The organism is Mariniflexile litorale, from assembly GCF_031128465.2.
In the GTDB taxonomy this organism is placed as follows: Bacteria; Bacteroidota; Bacteroidia; order Flavobacteriales; family Flavobacteriaceae; genus Mariniflexile; species Mariniflexile litorale.
The window spans coordinates 1441761-1463220 of sequence record NZ_CP155618.1; the positions used below are offsets into that span (position 1 = coordinate 1441761).

A 21460-nucleotide genomic window follows, 5' to 3' on the forward strand; every position below is an offset into this window, starting at 1 on the left:
TAAGTCTGTTGAAATTACAACTATTTTTGTTTTAAATTAATTTTACATGAACGAAACTAAACACAATTGGACCAAAGAAGAAATTCTAAACATATACAACAAACCTGTAATGGAATTGCTTTACGAAGCAGCTACAGTTCATCGTATACACCATGATCCAAATACAGTTCAAGTAAGCACTTTGGTTTCTATTAAAACAGGAGGATGCTCAGAAGATTGCGGATACTGTCCGCAAGCAGCTCGTTATCATACCGATATTGAAGGAAATGATTTAATGAGTGTAAAACAAGTAAAAGCACAAGCATTACGAGCTAAATCTGGAGGAAGTTCGCGTGTTTGTATGGGAGCCGCCTGGAGAAATGTAAAAGACGGAAAAGAATTTAATCAAGTTTTAGAAATGGTACGCACCATTAATAAGCTAGACATGGAAGTATGCTGTACACTAGGTATGATTACCGAAAACCAAGCACAGCGATTAGCCGAGGCTGGTTTATATGCATACAATCATAATTTAGACTCCTCTGAAGAATATTATAAAGAAGTAATTTCTACACGTGGCTATCAAGATAGATTAGATACTATTAATAACGTTAGAAAAACCAATGTTACCGTTTGTTCTGGCGGAATTATTGGAATGGGAGAAAGCATTGATGATAGAGCTGGTATGTTAGTCGCATTATCAACCCTAAACCCACAACCAGAATCAACTCCAATAAATGCTTTGGTAGCAGTTGAAGGCACACCACTTGAAAATCAAAAACCAATTTCTATTTGGGAAATGATTAGAATGGTTGCTACAACACGTATTGTAATGCCCGAAACACAAGTGCGTTTAAGTGCTGGAAGAACACAAATGTCGAGAGAAGGGCAAGCCATGTGTTTTTTTGCTGGTGCCAACTCTATTTTTGCAGGTGATAAATTATTAACTACCCCAAATCCTGATGTAAATGAAGACATGAAAATGTTTGAATTATTAGGGTTGAATCCGCAAAAAGCTTTTACTAAAAAAACACAACCAAAAACCGTTGAAGCTCCAGAATCTCAATATGAAGCATTAGGTGAAAAACCAAAATGGACACGGCCAGAACATACTATAGAACGTAACGAAGCTGCCAAACAAAAAGCTAAAGTTATTAAGTAATAATCGTTTCGACTGACAGAAAATCTGCTTATTATCTATTATTTTAAATGTCTTTCCAGATATACAGCAATCTGTTTGTTAACTATAAATTCAAAATAGAGAGACGAGAGCATCCTTTTTTGTATTCACAATAAAACCCAAATAAAACTGAGAAAAAAATATAGTAAAAGCCTGATTCTATTTTCTATATATAAAAAATACTATTTCTAGTTTCGTAACGTTTTCTTAACTTTGATATACTAAATTAATTAAACCTTGTCGTTGAACTTACAAGATATCCCTCGTGTAAAAACAATTACTAAAGAGGATTTTTTAAAGCACTATTTTAAACCACAAAAACCTGTGGTTATTGAGCATTTTATAGACCATTGGCCTGCTTATAGTAAGTGGAATTTAGATTATATGAAAACCATTGGTGGCGATATTACTATTCCATTATACGACGATAGACCTGTCCATTCTAAAGATAGTTTTAACGAGCCCCACGCCAAAATGAAGTTAGGTGATTATATCGATTTACTTAAACGTAAACCTACTAAATACCGCATTTTTTTGTGGAATGCCATTAAGGAAATTCCGTTATTACAAAACGATTTTTCATTTCCTGATTTTGGTTTGCGTCTCATGAAAGGCATCCCCATGCTGTTTTTTGGTGGACGCAATTCATACACCTTTATGCATTACGATATTGATTTGGCTAATATTTTCCATTTTCATTTTGAAGGCATAAAACAAATTATTTTGTTCGACCAAAAGCAAAACAATTATTTATATAAAGTACCACACGCCTTAATTACTCGTGAAGATATTGATTTTGCCAACCCCGATTTTGAAAAATGGCCGCTGTTAAAAAAGGCACAAGGTTACCAAACCGAACTAAACCATGGCGAAGTGTTATACATGCCCGAAGGTTATTGGCACTATATGCGTTATATAACACCTGGGTTTTCTATGAGTTTGCGTGCCATAGCTCGTAATCCTAAAAACTTTAGTAAAGCTATTTACAATATTATTATCATGCGGAGTTTTGATAATGCCATGCGTCGCATAAAAGGTCAAAAATGGATCGATTGGAAAAACCAACAAGCCATTATAAAAACCCATAAGAACTTATAAATAACCCTATTTTTCATCATAACTTATATATCTTTGTCCCACTTAAATTTAAACAAAAATCATGCGAAAAATAATTTTATTAGTAACCATTCTTAGTATAACTCTTGGTAATTCACAGGCTTTTATAGGGAGTGGTGACAACAAACTACAGTTAGGTACCAATTTGCAAGATAATGCAACCGGTGTTAATATAAGTTACGATTTTGGTTTAGGCGAAAACATATCTGTTGGTGTATCATCATCTTACGCTTTGGGTCTTAACGATAACATTTCTGCTAGTTTTGGCGACCGTTTCGATGTTAAAGGGCGCTTTAATGCTAACTTAGGAAACGTAGTTAATATTGATGATAATTTTGATATCTACCCAGGTTTAAACCTTAGCCTTAAAAACTTTGGAGGCCATTTAGGAATGCGTTACTTTTTTACAAATGGTTTTGGTGTTTACACCGAGTTTGCCGTACCTTTTGCAAAATACAATACAGATACTTTAGATGCTGGCGAAAAATTACACAACCAGTTTACACTTAACTTAGGAGCTTCTTTTAATTTATAAGAACGCATTTTACAATATTCAAAAAAGGCGGAAAATTTAGTTTTTCCGCCTTTTTTGTTTCCGTTATTGTTGTTTAACAAAGCAGTCTATTTATTGCTTAATTTAAAATATGAGATTACTTCGGTCATACTTCCCTAGTAATGACGATTATTTAATAAGTTCATGTGCCCTATCATATACCAAATGAGACTCCCAACCCCGGTATAAAAAGTAATCTATAAATTTCTTTCTTTTTTTAAAAACATTGGTTTCTTTAATTGAATGTGCCTTTTTTTCGGTTAAATCATTAAAAAGTCCGATATAATCCTCGTCAGAAATATCTGCAAGTGCTTGGTTTATATTAAATTTGCCAATGTCTTTTTTCTTTAATTCAAAAGTTAAACGGCGTCGACCCCAATTCTTAATTTTGAACTTACCGCTTACAAATGTTTTGGCAAAACGTTCTTCGTTTAGAAAGTTATGCTGTAACAGATGTACTATAATGACATCAATTGCTTCGGGTATCATATACATATCCGTTAATTTTTGCACAACTTCTTTATGACAACGTTCTTGGTATGCGCAATAATGCTCCATTTTTTTGGTAGCTTCTTGTAGTGTATATGTTTTTTTAGTTTGCTGCATAGTACACCAAAAATAACAATAGAAATAGAAACAATTAGTATAAAAATTATAAAAACCAAATCTGCTGTAATAACCTTGAGCGAAATACAGATTTTAAACTTAACAATATGAAAAAAAATACTCTTAAAAAATCTCTTACTTTTTTTATAATGCTTTTTTGTGCTGTAAACTTTGGGTTTGGGCAAATATTAACTTTTGATTTTGCTGGATTAGCTGGTAACGAATTTTCAGCAAATTCAAATTCAAATAACATATATCTTGAGCCCTCCTCAATAACCAGAGGTGCAGGATTGAATAGAGTCGCCAAAATGGATAGATTTAACGCTACTGGTTGGGCTTCAACAAGCATAGCTAATGCTGTAACAGGAAATGACTATATGGAGTTTACAATTTCTCCAATTTCTGGGTATCAGTTTGGTATTACTACAATGATTTTTAACATTCAAAGATCAGCAAGTGGACTTTCGGCAATTGCATTAAGAAGTTCTATTGATGGTTATGCTGCAAATATTGATGGTGTAAAGGCTATTATTGACAATGAACGCGTAACGGAAGTAATTACTTTTACAGTAAATCAAGCAATTAGTGCTACCGCAGTTACTTACAGAGTTTATGGTTATGCTGAAGCAGGGACTGGAACTGGCGGTTTTGAAGGCACAGGAAATGATATTATTGTAAACGGTTCTGTTTCGGCATTACCGCCATGTGGAGTAACGGCTACTACTTGGGATGGCACTTCTTGGAACAATGGTTTACCCAATATTTCTACTCCAGCTATTATTAGTGGGGACTATTACACAAGTAGCGGAGGAAACCAAATAAGTTTTAGTGCTTGTACTTTAACTGTAACAAATAATGCTTCTTTAAATATTGATAATAACGATTATATTGAAGTAGCAAATGAGTTAACTGTAGATGCAGGAAGCAGTATTTATGTAGAACCTTATGGTGCTTTTGTACAAAATAATGACGCTTCAATAAATAGTATTTCTGGAAATATTTCTGTTTCTAAAGAAACTGCCCCCATGAATACTTGGTATGAATACACCTATTGGAGCTCGCCTGTTGCTGGTGCTGAATTTCAGGTTGCTTTAGATCGTTCGCCTGTAGATAGACGTTTTAAATTTAATGGACAAAACTTTTTAGATCATTGTGCTGAAACAGGTAATAATAACATTTTAATATGCGATGACGGTTTTGGAAATGGCATTCAAGACAATATTGATGATGATAATAATGATTGGGTATGGCTTCCAGGCAATACAATCATGCAACCTGGTATAGGCTATGCCACCACACTAACAGAATTTGCATACAACATAGCACCTGGAACTTCTAATAAGAAATTTAGATTTACTTTTGTAGGTCCTTTTAATAATGGCGAATACACGGTACCTATTTATAGAAATGATTCTGAACCAAACGATTATAACTGGAATTTTATAGGAAACCCATACCCTTCTGCTATTGATGCCGATTTATTCTTAGCTGCAAATAGTAATATAGCTACAGATATTTCAACACCTAAATCTTTAAATGGTGCTATATTTTTATGGTCTCAAAGCACGCCTCCTTCTAACACTACCAATGGGAATCAAGGTCTTAATTTTTCTAGTGATGATTATGCTATTATTAATGCCGTTGGTGAAAGTGCTGGTGGTGACGGAGTGACGCCAAATAGATTGATTCCTTCTGGACAAGGTTTTCTTGTCTCTATGTCTAATGCTGCACCAGCATCTGTATTCTCAGGAGATGTTTACAAAGCAACAAATGATGTTGTTTTTAATAACTCCATGCGTGTAAAAGGCGCTACAGATAATAGTCAGTTTTTCAAAAACACCAAAACAAAAGGAAGATTGAATACGGCAGTTACCAATAAATTGTGGATTAATTTGACCTCCGACAATGGTGTTTTCAACCAAATTTTAGTGGGCTATGTAAATGGAGCAACCAATGGTGACGATGGCGTTTCTTATGATACTCATAAGTACTCAGCAAAAGGCACCATTTTATATTCAATTATAGAAGGTTCAACAAAAAAATTCGCCATTCAAGGTAAAGATGCAAATAGTATTAATGAAAATGAAGTTATTAAACTTGGATTTAAATCAAGTATAAAAGTAGCAACCTTATTTAAATTATCTATTGCTCAATTAGAAGGCAACTTTTTAAATAGTAATAATATTTATTTAAAAGATAATTTACTTAATAAAGTACATAATTTGTCAGCCTCTGATTATACGTTCACATCGGCTGTTGGTGAGTTTAACAACCGTTTTGAAATGGCATTTAGCAACCAAGCCTTATCGCTAGAAGAGGTGCTTTTAAGCAAACATTCTCTTAAAATTGTTGAGTTAGAAAACGATAATGTACAGTTTAATACTTCAAATAATTTAAGTATTAAATCAGTTCATATTTTAGATTTATTGGGCAGGCCTTTATATCATTTTACAGGGAATTCGGCTTCTGAAACATATAAGCTTTCAAACTTAAAAAGCTCTGTTTTTATTGCCAAAGTAGAACTGTCTAACGGAGGGGTTATTACTAAAAAGGCATTTAAAAAGTAACGTCATTGCTAACAACACGAAGCAATCTGTTTAATTTTAGAATTAAACAGATTGCTTTGAAATAATAATCATAAGATTGTGCTTCATGCCATACCCTGCAATGACGTTATAAACTATACTTTAAAGATAGAATAAAGTTTCTTCCAGCAGCTGCAATGCCAGATGAATAGGTTTTATAGCGTTGGTCGGTAATATTCTCTAAACTGGCGGTTATGGTAGTCGATTCACTAACTTGATATTGACTTCTAAAATTAAGCGTATACCACGACGGACTATACGGATTCCCGTTAATATCTTTGGCATAGATATAATCTTTTTCAATTTCAGAAGGTGCTAATTGGTAAAAAGACAATTCGTTATTATAAACGGTAAAGGCATCTAATTTTAAATTATTATGAGCCCAAACTAAATGAGTGTTACCAAAGTTAGGTGCAGCATGTCTAACAGGCATTTCTATACCATCTTCTTCCTCGGTGCCACCCACCACGCTGTATTGTGAAGTTAATTTCAATTGATTGGTTAAAGCCAATTTTAAGCCCATTTCAAAACCATAAATCCATGCTTTTGAAGCGTTTTGTATAGCCTGTACGTTACTTAATTCACCATCATATATAATTTGTGTTTCGCCGTTTAAAGCAAAATCTCGGCGTACTAAAGCATTATCTAAATAAGTGTAATAACTACTTAAATCTAAAATAAATTTTTCATTAAAATTAAGTTTTAAACCGAGTTCGCCGCCATAAGCGTATTCAGATTTTAAATTATTGTTAGGCACTACCACTGAGCCAGGTTCAGAGTCGAATACTTTACCTATATCATCAATATTTGGTGCTCTAAACGCCGATGATGCATTTAATTTCCACTGAAGTATGCCGTTAGGCGACCAACGGATTCCTGCTGTTCCTGTAAGCGCAGAGGCTTCGTTATGAGAAGTATTAAACGGTAAGTTTAGATATTGGTTGTTTTCTGAAAAATCTGCATGAGAAGTTATATAATTAAAACGTAACCCCGACTGAAACACAAATTTTAAATTAGGTTTGTACTTAATACTTGTATAAGCTGCCGCCGATTCCCAGCTAGACCCATTAGGGTATCTTGAAACAGTTGGAATAATGCTCTTGGTATTTATATTTTCTTCTTCACCGTGAGAGCTCACCTTGTTATAAACGTATTCTAAGCCATAAAAAAGGCGGGTTTTCAACGCTAGGGTTTTTTCAAAATCTAAATTAAAAGAATAGGCATCAACAGCTTCATCCCTTAAATTTCTTGTAGTAGATTGAAAATCTCTATCCATTCTACTTTCTTGTGAGTTTTGATAAGCTATGGTGGCTTTTATTTTATCATACAAATTGGAATTGCTACTTAATTTAGTGATTTGCAAATTAGACATAAACCAGTTTTGTGGGCCATAATTCCATTCTGCTGAACGTAATACGCCTTTTTTGTAACGAATCAATCGGTCGTATCTGGAATAATCGGAAGTGGTAGTGTAAAACAATCCTAAATCGAAACTTAAATTGTCTTGAGCTTTATAGTGTACCTTCTGTAATAAATTTAATTGTTGGTAACCTGTTGTTTTTTGAATTAATGGATTGTTATTTTGCATAATAATATCACCATTATTGGTTGCTAAGGCAAATTCAGGTCGTAAGTATTCAGTAGGCCCATGTTTACCCATACGTAAATCGCCAAAATCATTATAACTAATATTTGTTAAAAATGCCCATTTTTTGTAGCCCAAGTTAAAATCAAGATGTCCTGTTTTTTCATCACTCGCTGTGGCGTATCTTGTTATAGTATTTGCTTTAAAAAGCAACGAATCGGTTAACGATGTTTGTGGTTGTTGGGTATAAAAACTCATAACACCACCAATAGCATCGCTTCCATAAATTACAGAACCAGATCCCAAAGTTACTTCGGTGTTTTGTATGGAAAAAGGATCGATGGAAATAACGTTTTGCAAATTACCCCCTCTAAAAATGGCATTGTTCATTCTTACGCCGTCAACCGTAATGAGTAATCGGTTTGTTGAAAAACCTCTAATCATAGGACTTCCGCCTCCCAATTGACTTTTCTGTATATACACTTGTCCTGTACTTTCTAACAAATCGGCACTGGTTTGTGGGTTTACAAATTGAATAGCCTCCGCATTGATATTAATTATTTTTTGAGGTATGTCGCGTTTATTTTGTTCGAACTTAGATGCCGATATTACAATCTCACCTAAACCTTCTGTGTTCGACACTAAGTAAACTCGATTTGATTGCCCTAACCCCCGCTTCGTTATCTCTTTTAGCACATGTGATAAGTGCTTAAAATAAATGATTTCGGTATTTGAAAACGCGTTTAAAGACGCTTCTCCTAAAAAGTTAGTAACGGTACTTTTAGATTTATCTATATTGTAAATGGCCACCCCAAAAACAGGCTCCCTGGTAAGACTATTTAGAACCTTAATGTTTTGAGCACTTATTTGTATGGACGCAAATAATGAGAATGTAATAGCAAAAAAAAACTTCATGGTTTAATTAAAAACTTGATTAAATATTTGCAGTGATTTTGGGGGTTTAAAACTTCCCAAATGTAATTCAAAATAAAGCAACATCATATTTAAAAACGATTGGCGTTGTTTAGAATTTATCTTTACTGCTGGTAATGCATCAAATGTTGTGCCTAACAACTGTTTTAAAAGTGTTAAATTTTCACCCGAAATAGTATAATTGTCGTATTGATTCATTTCAAACTTGCCTTCTTTCAAACTAAAATAAGCATATTCCAAATGAGTTGTGTCTGGATAGAACCCTAGATATTTAGATAAACTTAATAAAAATAATAAATGAAAATTTGAATATTCAGATTGTTCATCCAGCCATAACAGCGTAGTTTCAATATAACTAAACAACGCTTCGTTAGGCTCTTCTTCTTTTAAAGTACTTGATAATACTTCAGATAAAAACATGACAACTGCACTTTTTAAAACATGAGTATGTAAACTACTATACACATGATTCATTTTAGTGTCGCTAACACCCTGCAACGACCTATTCTCTTTATAATTAATACTTAACTGTAATTGTGAAAGCGGTTGAAAATAAGCTGCCTTGGTATTGGATTTTTTGTTTTTTAAAATACCCCGTAACAGAAAACTAACAACACCTAAATGTTGAGTATAACACTTTACAATTAAATCGTTGTCTTTGTATTTTAATTTTGAAAGCACGATAGCGTTTGTAGTAATAAGCATTATCTAACCACCATTAATTTTAAAACTTTAGTTTCGTAAGTATCTAAATCTGAAAGCATTACCAAATACACCCCCGAAGCAACCACTCTATTGGCCAAGTTTTTACCGTTCCAATAGGCAGTTCCCCCATCAATTTCAAGATTATAACCACTGTATCGTTGGTTGGTTCTAGATTGGGCTTCGGCTACCAAATTACCTTCAATATCGGTTATTTTTATGTTAACATTTTCTGAAATGTCTTTAATCTTTACTTTTTGATCTACAATATTAAAGTTGGGTCTTACTGGGTTTGGATAGGCATAGGCATTCTCTAGAGTTTCAAAAGCATTTGACCCACCAGAACGAAAAGACACCAACCCTTTACTGGTTGCTATGTAAACAATACCATTATTATTATCTATAGAAACATCATTAATAGTATTTGAAGGTAAAGGTGAGTTATTTTTAGTGAAATGATAGATGGTTTTTTGCCCATCTGAAGACAAATAAAACAGTCCGGAATCGGCCGTACCAATCCATTTATTATTAGATCCATCCACTTCAATATCTGTAATAAACTGTTGAAACAATAATTCTTTCGCAATGCCATCTTCTTCTATAATAATTTCATCTACGGTAATATTGTCTTCAAAAAAACCAGAGGTATTATATAGAATACGCAAACCTCTATAAGTTCCTATCCAAAGTTGATTTCGCGCATCCAAAGCAAGTGCGGTCGCAAATACGGTAGGCATATTTTCATCTTCCTTGTAAACACCTTTAATTTTTGGTTTACCGCCGTTTTCATTAAAACCGATAAGACCATAATTATAACTCGCCACCCACTTTGTGTTACTATTGTCAATAACTAAATCAGCAAATCCCAAATTAGATCCATAAGCAGATGGAATTACCGCGTCGAAGTTATATGATTTCCATTGTTTATTAGTTACATGATATGATTTTAAAGGATTATTTGCCAAACTTGTTGTAGACCACAAAAGCCCGTTATTATCAAAAGCAGACGCACCGACCCGAATATCAATATAATTAGGATCGTTCGGTAAAGCTAAAGATTCTAGCCCGCTATTGGTTTGATTATACAGTATTTCGGGGATCTCATTATTAACTTCTAATAATCCATTGAAAAAAGAACTGATAAAAACTTGATTATTATTGGATGGATTTATAGATATCGTATTTAAGCATTTAGCCTCCAAAACCTCTTCAAAAGGTGTGTTAAGCCATTCATCATTTTTAAAATGGCTGAACCCTCTACTGTTCAAAGGATATGGATTAAAAAATAGATCATATTCCCCAAAAGTAACCCAAACACCACCAGATTCTGCCTGTACAGAAAATGGATTATTTAAAAGCGGCCCATCGGGATGAATTTCCTCAAAATTGGAAGTTGCTGAAAGCGCCGTTTTTAAAACCCCGTAACTAGTTGTTCCTATGTAGATAGCAGTAGCGTCTATAGTAGCTGAAGTATACTGCGTTGTAAAATCTGAATTTATTGAAACTTCTGAAATAACATTAAAATTTGCATCATATACATACACATTATCTGAAATTGTTATTATCAAATTACTTCCTACATGTGAGACATTTAATGGTACTGTATTGTATTGAAATAAGGGGTTCAATACATCGTTTACGACACTAAATATTTGCCTGTTTGTGTTTACGACATAAAGCTTATCATCTACCGCTTCAATCGCTGTGAAATCTCCCGGAATGACCGTTTGCCAGTTTTGATAATCTATTAAATTAGGACTGGTTACCAGAGCTTTTCTTATACCGTTCCCACCAAAGCAACTTGCATAGATATTATTTCCTAAAACGGCCGTTTGGTTTACTTGTATTTGCCCACCTCCGTTACCTATAAAATAGGTATCTCCAAACTCTAAGCGGTCAAGATTAAAAACTGAAATGCCATAATTTGTAGAAATGTAAACCAAATTGTTATAGGCATTAAAGTGGTTTATTCGTTTTTGAACCGCAGGAATGGTTGGCTTTTCAACAATATCAACAACTGATAAAATTTCATCATCGTTCTCAAAAGCAATTTCAATGAGTCCGCTTTCATAACCAATGATTAATAACTCATAAATATCGCTATAATAAATAGTTGAAATGGTTTCGCCCGATAATCCATTAACAGTATTAAGTTCCTTAATTGCCTTTGTTTGAATATTATAACTAAAAACGGCGTTTTCGGATGCAGCATAGATTTTACTATTACCTTGGACTACTTGTTTGACGTTATAATATGAAAAATGTCCTTTCCAAAGTGCAGAAAAACCTTGACCATGTTGAATTAGAGGTGCTAAACAAATTATGAATACTAGGAGTCTTTTAAGCATTTTCAAATTTTCAATATCCAAATATATTTATAACTAATGAGTTTTACTTTAAAATAATATATAATAAAACAAAAAAGCTTCCCATTTTACTAGGAAGCCTATCATTCTTATTTACTTTAGTTTCTATACAATGCCCTGTGCTAACATAGCATCTGCAACTTTTACAAAACCAGCAATGTTAGCCCCTTTAACATAGTCTATATAACCATCTTCGGTTTTGCCATATTTGATGCAAGAATCATGAATATTAGCCATAATTTCTTTAAGCTTCAAATCGACCTCATCTCTGGTCCAATTAAAACGTAATGAATTTTGAGTCATTTCTAAGCCAGAAGTTGCAACACCTCCTGCATTCGATGCTTTTCCTGGTGCATATAAAATTTTTGCTTTATGAAATTCACGAACGGCCTTAATAGTAGACGGCATATTAGCCCCTTCACTAACACAGATACAACCATTTTTTAAAAGTACTTTTGCATCTTCATCATTTAACTCATTTTGTGTTGCACAAGGTAGCGCAATATCACATTTTACCTCCCAAGGTGTTTTTGCTTTAATAAATTTGGAGTTCGGATATGTTTTTATATACTCGCTTATTCTTGCTCTTTTAACATTTTTAAGTTCCATGATAAGTGCTAATTTTTCAGTATTTATACCTTCATTATCATAAATATAGCCTGATGAATCGGACATGGTTAATACTTTAGCCCCTAATTGAATACATTTTTCAACAGCATATTGTGCCACATTACCAGAACCAGAGACAACCACGTGTTTGCCTTCTAAATCTTGACCTTTAGTTTCTAACATTTTTTGAGCAAAATAAACGGTTCCGTAACCTGTTGCTTCTGGTCTGATTAAAGAGCCGCCCCAAGACAACCCTTTACCCGTTAAAACACCAGTAAATTCATTTTTTAATTTTTTATACATCCCAAATAAAAAGCCTATTTCTCTAGCTCCTACACCCATATCACCAGCAGGCACATCTGTATTAGGTCCAATATGTCTGAATAGTTCACTCATAAAAGCATGGCAAAAACGCATAATTTCACCATCGCTCTTTCCTTTAGGGTCAAAATCACTACCCCCTTTTCCACCACCCATTGGCAGAGTCGTTAAACTGTTTTTGAATACTTGTTCAAAAGCCAAAAACTTTAAAATACTCATATTAACAGTAGGGTGAAAACGCAAACCTCCTTTATAAGGGCCAATAGCCGAATTCATTTGAATTCTGTATCCTCTATTTACCTGAATTTCACCAGCATCGTTTACCCAACAAACTCGAAATGTTATTACGCGTTCCGGTTCTACCATTCTTAGTAAAATACTTTTTCCATTATATATTTCGTGTTCAACAATGTAAGGAATAACAGTTTCTGCAACTTCCTCTACTGCCTGCAAAAACTCTGGTTCGTTATTATTTCTTTCTTTTACAAGATTTAAAAAAGCTTCAATATTACTTTTCATTAGTTTATTTTTATTGTTTTAAAATTGAGATATTATCTCGAAAATAACCATTCACCTATATAATTGGAAGCTAATTAATTATTAGCTCCATCTACTAAAAATGGTTTCATTGTTAAATATAACTGTTTAAATGACTCCAATTATTTTTTATTTGTAATTAAATAATTTATTTTAAAATGCGTTAAATTTATTAAATAAGCAGTTTTTGGGTGCAAATATACATTATCTTTAAAAATAATGATGTATTATTTTTAAATTCGCAATAAATAATTTCACACTTAAAGCATCAGATTATAAATATTTGTTTCTTTATTGAGTTTTTATATATTTGTTCTTATTAATGCCTCAAAAAACGGAATCATATTATGCTTAACTTTAAACGTTTAGCCTTTTTTTTATGTTTGTTAGCATTCTCTCAAACATCATTCTCTCAATTAGGCTTTTCCCATGAAATAGGCGTTATCGCTGGCCCCGTGCAGTTTAGATCGGATTTTGGGAATCGAGATAACTCAGAAACCAACTTTGGAAATTCTGGAATTGGAATTGGAATTGTTCATTTTATAAATTTCTCATATAGAGCTGATTGTAATTGCTACACCACCGACAATTATTTTAATGACCATTTTAAAATACGGAATGAAATCTCTTGGAATAAAACCAATTTAGATCATTTTGGAAAATGGTTAGACCCAAGTAAGAATAGTGTAGAAGCCAATCAACTGAGAGGTCATAAAGGTGTTGCAAAAAATTTAGATATTGGTACTCAACTAGAGTATTTTCCTTTAAGTATACGATCATTTCAATCTTTTGGGTATAAGTTTTCTCCTTTTGCGAGTTTAGGAGTGCACTACACTTCGTTTAACCCAGAAGTTAGCACCACCTATGCAAATCCAAACCCAACAGCGGTTGGAGATGTAACAGACCCAAGTAACTTTTATTCATTTTGGGCGCCAGGTTCTGTAGACGCTTCTGGAGGAGGTGCTTGGTCTGTAGTAAGTAGTGTGGGGGTTAGATATAAATTAAGTAAGCTTGCCGATTTAATGTTAGATTTAAGATTTCAATATTATTTTAACGATTGGGTGGATGGACTTAACCACCAATTAGAGTATAATAAAAAAAACGATGGGCTTGTATGGCTTAATGTAGGTTATATTTATTATTTAAATTAAAAATCTATAAACTACTCTTCTTTTATTCGGTGTATTTGAATGCAATAATTGCCTTTAAACAAGACTAATAATTTTATACATGCATACTAAAAAATTATTCTTATTTATCTGTTCATTATGCTTCATACTCTCTTGTAATGAAAAAGCGAAAACGACATTTTCAGACATAAATATTACTACTAAAAACAATAAATTAGTTGAAGTAAACCTGCCAAAGGCCATTGGAAATAATTCGATTACTACCCAAATAAATACCGAAATAAGCAAAGTAGTTATCGCTGCATTGCAAATTGGGGAACAAGACACCATTACATTTAAAACTATTGAAGAAAGTATTACGTTATTCAATAATGAATATCGTGCTTTTAATACCGATTTTCCAGATGTTTCTCAACCTTGGGAAGCTCAAATTGATGGTGAAGTTATGCATCAATCGCTCGAAATTATAAGTATTGCCATAACTTCTTATGTAAATACGGGTGGTGCTCATGGCAATACCAATATTTCTTTTTTAAATTTTGACGCATCTACTGGAAAGCGAATTAAAAATAAGGACTTAATTAAAGATTTAAACGCTTTTAAAAATGTCGCAAAATCTTATTTAAAAAATGCTCTTAATCATGAGGATGTACTTTTTGAACCTAATGATTTTAAATTACCTGCTAACATAGGTTTTAACGAAGAAGCTGTTATTCTGCTCTACAACACCTATGAAATAGCACCTTATTCAACAGGAATTATAGAGTTTACAATTCCTATTGAAAAAGTGAATGACTTTTTAGTCTTTAATGGCTCTTAATAAAGCCATTACATAACCTAAATGCATACCTTCGTGAAATAGTATAAATTGAAAAGCTTCATCTATATTGGTTAATGTATTTCCAGTTGTTGTAACCGTATATTCTTGATAATTTTCAAACAGTCCATTGCTATAATCTTCTTTTGTTTTTTCAACGGTAGAAAAAAGTAAAGCTTTTAATTCATCAACTTCTGATTGAGTTACATCGCCTTCTGGTTTTGAGTCTTTTCTGTATTTTCCAACCAACTTATCGTCTATCATCATTTGTAACCCCGATAGTTTATAAGCTAATAATTGCTGAGTCACTACTATATGCCCAATATTCCAAATAATGTTATTGTTAAACCCCTTTGGTATTTTGTTTAAGTCTTCTAACAACACGTTTTCTAAATATTTTTTAAAAAATCGTCTGGTATTGGGGAGTACTTCTAATGTAAAATGCATGTGTTATTTTTTTTTATAAATATATCTTACTTATTTTGGTTATAAATATATGATAAATATGAAAAAGGTATACTATTTAAAAACGTGTAGTACGTGTGTTAGAATTTTAAAGGAATTGAATTTGTCATCAGAATTCATTTTGCAGGACATTAAAACTGAAGAAATTACCGTAAAGCAACTTGAAGAAATGAAAATGCTGGCAGGAAGCTATGAAGCGCTTTTTAGCAAACGTTCTAAACTTTACAAGGAAATGGGTTTAAAAAATCAAAAACTTGAAGAGCGCGACTATAAACACTATATATTAGAACATTATACTTTTTTAAGCAGACCCGTAATAATTGTTGAGGATACTATTTTTATTGGAAATTCTAAAAGTGTGGTTGAAGCTGCAAAATCAGCTCTTCAATAAAACTACTATATAAAAAATGAAAAACCCATGCAAACGTGTAATTAATACATTTTACATGGGTTTTTGCTAAAAACAACTAAACAAACTAAACTAAACTTTAATATCCATTTGTGCCATATTCATCTGCATTACCTATAGCATCAAGAAAAGGCTGAGGAATTGGTCTTACTGTATGTTTTCCATCCACAAAGGCTGTGATATCTGGATTTGTTATATTTAGATAAGCATTTGTAAGCTTACCAAATCGTTTTAAATCTTCCCAACGTACTTGCTCCCCAGTTAACTCACGGGCACGTTCTGCTAAAATAAAATCAAGAGTAACTTGACCAGCACTAACTGTCATTTCATTTTCACGACTTGTTATTGCTGCACGTTTACGTAATGTATTAACATACCCAGCAGCAGTTGCTTGGTCATTATTTTTACGTAGTGCTGCCTCAGCTGCAATTAAATAAACATCACCCAAGCGAAGAATAGGCACATCTCCCATCCATCTTTGATTGTTATAAATCCAATGAATGGAAGATAATTTATTAAAAGAAGGATAGCAATTACTATACTCAGCTCCTAAACCTCCTGATGCTGCTGTAACCCATTTACCGTTTGCATCAAATTGTTCATCTGGAGTTACCACAAGAAATGGCAATGTACTTTTCTGTAATGCTGTCATTGGGTAATTTGGTGTAAATACAGAAATACCGTCTAAATAACCATCAGAATTATTATCAACCATATTAACATTCCCAGAAGCATTAACACCATAATAATTTGTTCTTCCTGCATAGTAAGTACTACCTTTTACATAGGTACCCGCCGTATTTTTAATAACACGATTTACTAAAGATTGATCTTTACCATATTTAGTTACTAGAGGCTGCTTAATTGTAAAGTCTGACCATGTAGAATTATAATACTCTGAAAAGAATGTGTTTTCAAAACGTGTATCAGCAGGATTTGCTACTGGAGAAAAGATTTCTGTTAATAAGTATTTCGTTGGTTTGAAACCTCTGTCGTTGGCTCGTCCATACCAAGCACAATTTTTCTCGGTGGTTCCCCATTCTGCTCCAACAGATTTTAAATCCATTTCGTAATATTGACGTGTACGGCCTCTATTACCTCCATCAGGATTGAAAAAGGTTTCAGCATCAACCGCTTCTATAAATAAGAATTCTTTATTGGCTTTATTATTAACCCCGTCCCATAATTGAGCATACCCAGACTTTGTAGCCGTACTTGTATATAGCTCACAGCCATATGCTGATGAATTATCAATAAGATCTTTAGCAGTGGCCAACGCTTTTCCAGCATATAATGCTTCGTCTCCTAAACGTGTTCTTTGTAAGTATGCTTTAGCAAGCATTCCTAAAGCACCTTTTTTAGAAATACGTCCACGATCAGGGCCTTGACTGATTGGTAGATGTTGGCTAGCAAACTCTAAATCACTTAGTATTAGCTCATAAATAGCTTCTTCACTACTACGTACCGGGAAATTATCAACATCGGCCGTTGCTAAAATAGAAGGTTTTGTAGTAAGTGTGACACCACCATATTGTTCTACAAGTTGTAAATAACTCCACCCTCTTAAAAAATGGGCTTCAGCTACTTTTGCGTTTCTTTGTGCATCCGTATAACCTTCAACTTTATCGGCGAAATAGATAGCCGAATTTGCATAATTGATAGTAGCATAAAAACCTTGCCAAAAGACATTATTTTGACCTTGTTCTGTATTTAAATCGCCATTGTATTGTGTGTATGCCGTATATTTTGATTCAGACCACCATAAGTCTGTACCCATTTCTTGCGCTCCAATACCATCAATTTTACCATAATAGTAATATAAGGCATCATAGCCATAATTTATTAAACTTTCAAAGCCTTCAGGACTTGTGTAGGCGATCTCAGTATCGGCAGTTGAATAATTGACCTCATCCAAGTTACACGATACCATTAAAAATATCAGTAATGCTACTGGTAATGTTGTTTTTAAATTTAGTATTTTTTTCATCTTTTCCTTTTTTTAAAATGACATATTTAAACCAAAAACCATTTGTTTATATAACGGGAACGTATCAGAAGCACTAGTTTCTGGATCTAACCCATCCAATAAATGACTTTTAGTAATAACTAAAGCATTGTATAGTGTGCCATAAAGTCTGAAACTTGTTGCACCAATACTAGTTGCAAATCTTTCAGGTAATGAATACCCAAGAGTTATGTTATTAATTTTGATGTAAGAAGCATCAACATAGCTAAGACCTACGGTTGGAGAAGAAACTGTACTTCTTGATGATGCATAAGGTCTTGGATAATCATTTGTTGGATTTGTTGGTGTCCAATAATCATAATTGTCTGGAATGTTAATAACACCTTGTTTAAAATACCCTAATAACTCTCCATTAATGGTTTGACCATATCGAGCTGTAGCAAATATGTTTAAATCGAAACTTTTGTATTTAAAAGTATTTTGAAAACCAGCTGTCCATGTAGGTCTTTCTTGACCAATAATTTGTTGGTCATCAGTTGCATTTATTGTATATGCATTACTTGCTGTGTATTGTTCTTCAACAGCGTTTCCAGAACCGTCAATTATGGTTCTTCCCCATACTCCATCTGATATTTTTGTTAAGCTGGATTCAATTTTCACATCACCAGGTAAGAGACCAAAAACAGCTGCATCAGCTTCTTCTCCTAATTGCCAAATACCAATTTTTTTATAATCATAATATACATCTCTTGGAGACCCTATAAATAACCCTTCACTTTTTAAATCATTAAGCGATACATCATCACTTAAATTAATAGATTTAATTTCTTCCCAGTTTCTAGCAAAAGTTAAGGTTGAGCTCCATTGAAAATTTTTTGTACGAATATTCGTGCTGTTCAATGTTAATTCAATACCATTATTATTCATTTCGGCTATATTACCGTATTGAGCATATGATACTTTTGGGCTAAAACTTCCTATTGTAGTTGGTAGTTTACGCTCATATATTACATCCTTGGTATCAGTATTATACCATTCTACGGAAGCATCAATTCTATTACGTAATAGTCCAAAATCAAGACCTATATTTAAATTATAAGATTTCTCCCATGACAATTGTTTATAACCAATGAATTCAGTAGGAATGGTTGTTAATACTTCGCCTGATCCAAAATTTAAGGAATCATCACCATTTGTAGTTTCTGATTTTGTAACATATGCATCTATATTTGTGTTACCTGAAACACCATACCCAGCACGTAATTTTAAGTTACTTAACCAATTTTTGGAACCATCCATAAAACCTTCATCTGAGATTCTCCAAGCAATCGCACCTGCAGGAAACACATCCCATGTATTATCAGCTAGTTGCGACGCTCCATCATATCTAACTGAACCCGTTAGTAAATATTTGCCTTTGAAACTGTAGTTTAGTCTACCAGCATAAGACATCCGTTTTTTAGCAGAATAAGAAGAAGAAACATTTTGGTTTAGACCAGCACCAATATTATAAAACGAGAAATCGTCATATAAAAATCCTTCACTATATCCATATTCTCCTTCATTTTGGCTTTCAGCATATGATGTTATAAAAGTCGCTCCTAAATCATGATTTTCATTAATAGTTGTTTTATAATTCAAGATATTTTCTAAAGTATAATTATATGCTAACTTAGTTTCGTACGAACCACTTCTAACAGCGTTTTCACTACCTGTAAGCATCAGATATGTGTGATCACTTTTAAATTCTCCTGCACGACTGTTAGATACAGATACACCCAAAATAGATTTAAGAGATAAACCTGTTGCAAGTGAAAATTCAGCATATGGGTTTGCAGTTATGTTGTAAGACTTATTATTTTTTTTGTAGGTTCCAGGTATATCATTAGCGAGCACGCTAACTAAACCTACTACCTCTCCCATAGGATATTTGTTTATATCTCCATTTTCATCATAAGCATCTCCTAAAGGCATGATACCAAAAGATTTACTAATACGACTTCTATTATATTCTTGGTCTTTCAATACTAATCCTGTTGTAATTCCAAATTTTGCCCAAGGAGTAGCATTAATATTTAAATCGGAACGCATGGTATATACGTTTAATTTATCACCTTTATAAATACCTTCTGTTTTATTGTGGCCTAATGAAAAACTTGCTTGAACTTTTTCGTTCCCACCACGAATAGATAATGTGTTATTGGTTTGGATACCTCTTTGAAATGTTTCATCAACCCAATCAACATATTTTCCGTTTTCGATATATTCATTAATTTCTGGTAGTGTTAAATTATAAGCAGAAAGTAGATCAACTCCATTAGCAGGTGTTACACCGAAAGAAGCGATATAACCTTCTCTTAAATAATCTAACCAAGCATCTCCCTTTAAAGGACTCGGGTAAGATGGATTGTCATTAATACTTATATAAGAATTGAAATCTACTTGTATTTTACCCTCTTCAGCTTTTTTTGTTGTGATAATAATTACACCATTTGCACCAGCAGACCCATAAATTGCCGTAGATGAAGCATCTTTTAAGACATCTATAGAAGCAATATCATTAGGATTTAAGTTGTCAGGGCTTCCCTGAATCCCATCAATAATATAAATAGGGTCGCTATTTGCAGTTAATGAGCGCGTTCCACGAAGCAAGATGTTAAACCCAGAGCCAGTACGTCCATCATTACGAGTAATTTCTAGACCAGCAACTCTACCTTGAATAGCTTCTATAGGGCTAACTACGGGAGCCATACCTATTTCTTCGCTTTTTACTGAAGAAACAGCTCCAGTTAAATCACGCTTTTTAACAGTACCGTATCCAATAACTATAACTTCATCAAGCTTATTTTCGCTTTCCAATAAAGCTACATTTACGTCTTTTTGGTTATTAATTGCAACCTCCTTAGTAAAAAACCCAACATAAGAAACAACTATTGTGGCATTTGGATTTGATACTTTTAATGAGAAAGTACCGTCAAAATCAGATTGGGCACCATTCATAGTCCCTTTTTCTATAATATTGGCACCTGCTAGAGGTTGGCCATTAGCATCTGTAATAGTCCCGTTTATTGCATATGATTGTATAATATCATAAACTGGATTTATAGTGTATGCTTTTATAGTCGAGGATGTTACTTTTTTTAATGTTAATAAAATTTGACGATCACTTGTTTTATATTCAATGTTCGTTTGACCAAATAATATTTCTAAAATATCGCCTATTTTTTTCTTTTGAACATCTATAGTTACCTTGCGGTTTAAATCAATCTTATCACTTTCAAATAAAAATCTAAATTCAGACATCGATTCTATTTGATTAAAAACATATCCTACAGTAACATCTTTAACAGTTAATGTAAGTTTTGTGTTTTGTGAATAAGTATTTGCTTGAACCTTAAATAACGAAACAATAAGTAAAATAGTGGTTAGTTTCATCTTTAAATTAATTTTTGGGAAGTACGGACCTGCCAAATTCCTCTTAATTATTTTTTTCATAATTTTGATTGGTTTTAAATGATTAATTAGTCTTCGTTTAATCCACTTAGTGAATCGGGAAATATTGATACTATTTTCCGATTTTTTTTTAAGTGAACTTAATTAA

Annotated in this window: 15 protein-coding genes; 7 read left to right on the forward strand and 8 right to left on the reverse strand. The window is 33.1% G+C overall.

Going from position 1 to position 21460, the window contains the following annotated elements:
* Positions 1-46: 46 nt before the first annotated feature.
* From bioB to QLS71_RS05985, 3 genes are all read left to right on the forward strand, one after another.
* Positions 47-1141 carry a biotin synthase BioB gene (gene bioB, locus QLS71_RS05975; protein WP_308991561.1) on the forward strand — a complete coding sequence of 365 codons (1095 nt, stop codon included), beginning with the start codon at positions 47-49 and terminating at the stop codon, positions 1139-1141.
* Positions 1142-1396: 255 nt separating this feature from the next.
* Positions 1397-2257 carry a cupin-like domain-containing protein gene (locus QLS71_RS05980; RefSeq protein ID WP_308991562.1) on the forward strand — a complete coding sequence of 287 codons (861 nt, stop codon included), beginning with the start codon at positions 1397-1399 and terminating at the stop codon, positions 2255-2257.
* Positions 2258-2318: 61 nt separating this feature from the next.
* Complete coding sequence (locus tag QLS71_RS05985; protein ID WP_308991563.1) at positions 2319-2810, forward strand: DUF6646 family protein; 492 nt, start codon at positions 2319-2321, stop codon at positions 2808-2810.
* Between the two features lie 147 nt (positions 2811-2957).
* Here the strand turns inward: QLS71_RS05985 and QLS71_RS05990 are convergent, their stop codons facing one another.
* Positions 2958-3434 carry a regulatory protein RecX gene (locus QLS71_RS05990; RefSeq protein WP_308991564.1) on the reverse strand — a complete coding sequence of 159 codons (477 nt, stop codon included), beginning with the start codon at positions 3432-3434 and terminating at the stop codon, positions 2958-2960.
* Between the two features lie 107 nt (positions 3435-3541).
* Between QLS71_RS05990 and QLS71_RS05995 the strand changes: the two genes are divergently transcribed.
* Positions 3542-6001, forward strand: coding sequence for a hypothetical protein (locus QLS71_RS05995; protein ID WP_308991565.1), 2460 nt, complete (start codon positions 3542-3544; stop codon positions 5999-6001).
* 106 nt (positions 6002-6107) lie between these two features.
* On the opposite strand, the gene QLS71_RS06000 is transcribed toward QLS71_RS05995, so the two are convergent.
* The 4 genes from QLS71_RS06000 to gdhA all read right to left on the reverse strand — a co-directional run bounded on the left by QLS71_RS06000 (position 6108) and on the right by gdhA (position 13054).
* A complete protein-coding gene (locus QLS71_RS06000) occupies positions 6108-8519 on the reverse strand; it encodes a TonB-dependent receptor (protein WP_308991566.1) in 2412 nt (803 codons plus the stop codon).
* Between the two features lie 3 nt (positions 8520-8522).
* Entirely contained in the window at positions 8523-9242 is a 720-nt protein-coding gene (gene recO / locus QLS71_RS06005) for a DNA repair protein RecO (RefSeq protein WP_308991567.1), read from the reverse strand.
* Positions 9242-11587 (reverse strand): ABC transporter substrate-binding protein, encoded by a 2346-nt coding sequence (locus tag QLS71_RS06010; protein ID WP_308991568.1) that lies wholly within the window; start codon positions 11585-11587, stop codon positions 9242-9244. The genes recO and QLS71_RS06010 overlap by 1 nt, the downstream gene beginning before the upstream one ends.
* 123 nt (positions 11588-11710) lie before the next feature.
* Entirely contained in the window at positions 11711-13054 is a 1344-nt protein-coding gene (gene gdhA / locus QLS71_RS06015; protein ID WP_308991569.1) for an NADP-specific glutamate dehydrogenase, read from the reverse strand.
* Positions 13055-13419: 365 nt separating this feature from the next.
* Between gdhA and QLS71_RS06020 the strand changes: the two genes are divergently transcribed.
* Positions 13420-14223 carry a glutamate dehydrogenase gene (locus QLS71_RS06020; protein ID WP_308991570.1) on the forward strand — a complete coding sequence of 268 codons (804 nt, stop codon included), beginning with the start codon at positions 13420-13422 and terminating at the stop codon, positions 14221-14223.
* Positions 14224-14302: 79 nt separating this feature from the next.
* Entirely contained in the window at positions 14303-15022 is a 720-nt protein-coding gene (locus QLS71_RS06025; protein WP_308991571.1) for a DUF4163 domain-containing protein, read from the forward strand.
* On the opposite strand, the gene QLS71_RS06030 is transcribed toward QLS71_RS06025, so the two are convergent.
* Complete coding sequence (locus QLS71_RS06030; protein WP_308991572.1) at positions 15002-15466, reverse strand: DinB family protein; 465 nt, start codon at positions 15464-15466, stop codon at positions 15002-15004. The genes QLS71_RS06025 and QLS71_RS06030 overlap by 21 nt on opposite strands.
* Before the next feature lie 58 nt (positions 15467-15524).
* On the opposite strand from QLS71_RS06030, the gene QLS71_RS06035 reads away from it, so the two are divergent.
* A complete protein-coding gene (locus tag QLS71_RS06035) occupies positions 15525-15875 on the forward strand; it encodes an ArsC/Spx/MgsR family protein (protein ID WP_308991573.1) in 351 nt (116 codons plus the stop codon).
* Positions 15876-15972: 97 nt separating this feature from the next.
* Here the strand turns inward: QLS71_RS06035 and QLS71_RS06040 are convergent, their stop codons facing one another.
* Together QLS71_RS06040 and QLS71_RS06045 are read right to left on the reverse strand one after the other, a co-directional pair.
* Complete coding sequence (locus tag QLS71_RS06040; RefSeq protein ID WP_308991574.1) at positions 15973-17880, reverse strand: RagB/SusD family nutrient uptake outer membrane protein; 1908 nt, start codon at positions 17878-17880, stop codon at positions 15973-15975.
* Between the two features lie 12 nt (positions 17881-17892).
* On the reverse strand, positions 17893-21354 hold the full coding sequence (locus tag QLS71_RS06045) for a TonB-dependent receptor (RefSeq protein WP_308991575.1): 3462 nt from the start codon (positions 21352-21354) through the stop codon (positions 17893-17895).
* Positions 21355-21460: the final 106 nt, after the last annotated feature.

Excerpts from the sequence above, each read along its gene's own strand:
- bioB (WP_308991561.1), top strand. The coding sequence starts at position 47 with ATGAACGAAACTAAACACAATTGGACCAAAGAAGAAATTCTAAACATA.
- QLS71_RS05985 (WP_308991563.1), top strand. The coding sequence starts at position 2,319 with ATGCGAAAAATAATTTTATTAGTAACCATTCTTAGTATAACTCTTGGT.
- QLS71_RS05990 (WP_308991564.1), bottom strand. The coding sequence starts at position 3,434 with ATGCAGCAAACTAAAAAAACATATACACTACAAGAAGCTACCAAAAAA.
- QLS71_RS05995 (WP_308991565.1), top strand. The coding sequence starts at position 3,542 with ATGAAAAAAAATACTCTTAAAAAATCTCTTACTTTTTTTATAATGCTT.
- QLS71_RS06000 (WP_308991566.1), bottom strand. The coding sequence starts at position 8,519 with ATGAAGTTTTTTTTTGCTATTACATTCTCATTATTTGCGTCCATACAA.
- recO (WP_308991567.1), bottom strand. The coding sequence starts at position 9,242 with ATGCTTATTACTACAAACGCTATCGTGCTTTCAAAATTAAAATACAAA.
- QLS71_RS06010 (WP_308991568.1), bottom strand. The coding sequence starts at position 11,587 with ATGCTTAAAAGACTCCTAGTATTCATAATTTGTTTAGCACCTCTAATT.
- gdhA (WP_308991569.1), bottom strand. The coding sequence starts at position 13,054 with ATGAAAAGTAATATTGAAGCTTTTTTAAATCTTGTAAAAGAAAGAAAT.
- QLS71_RS06020 (WP_308991570.1), top strand. The coding sequence starts at position 13,420 with ATGCTTAACTTTAAACGTTTAGCCTTTTTTTTATGTTTGTTAGCATTC.
- QLS71_RS06025 (WP_308991571.1), top strand. The coding sequence starts at position 14,303 with ATGCATACTAAAAAATTATTCTTATTTATCTGTTCATTATGCTTCATA.
- QLS71_RS06030 (WP_308991572.1), bottom strand. The coding sequence starts at position 15,466 with ATGCATTTTACATTAGAAGTACTCCCCAATACCAGACGATTTTTTAAA.
- QLS71_RS06035 (WP_308991573.1), top strand. The coding sequence starts at position 15,525 with ATGAAAAAGGTATACTATTTAAAAACGTGTAGTACGTGTGTTAGAATT.
- QLS71_RS06040 (WP_308991574.1), bottom strand. The coding sequence starts at position 17,880 with ATGAAAAAAATACTAAATTTAAAAACAACATTACCAGTAGCATTACTG.
- QLS71_RS06045 (WP_308991575.1), bottom strand. The coding sequence starts at position 21,354 with ATGAAAAAAATAATTAAGAGGAATTTGGCAGGTCCGTACTTCCCAAAA.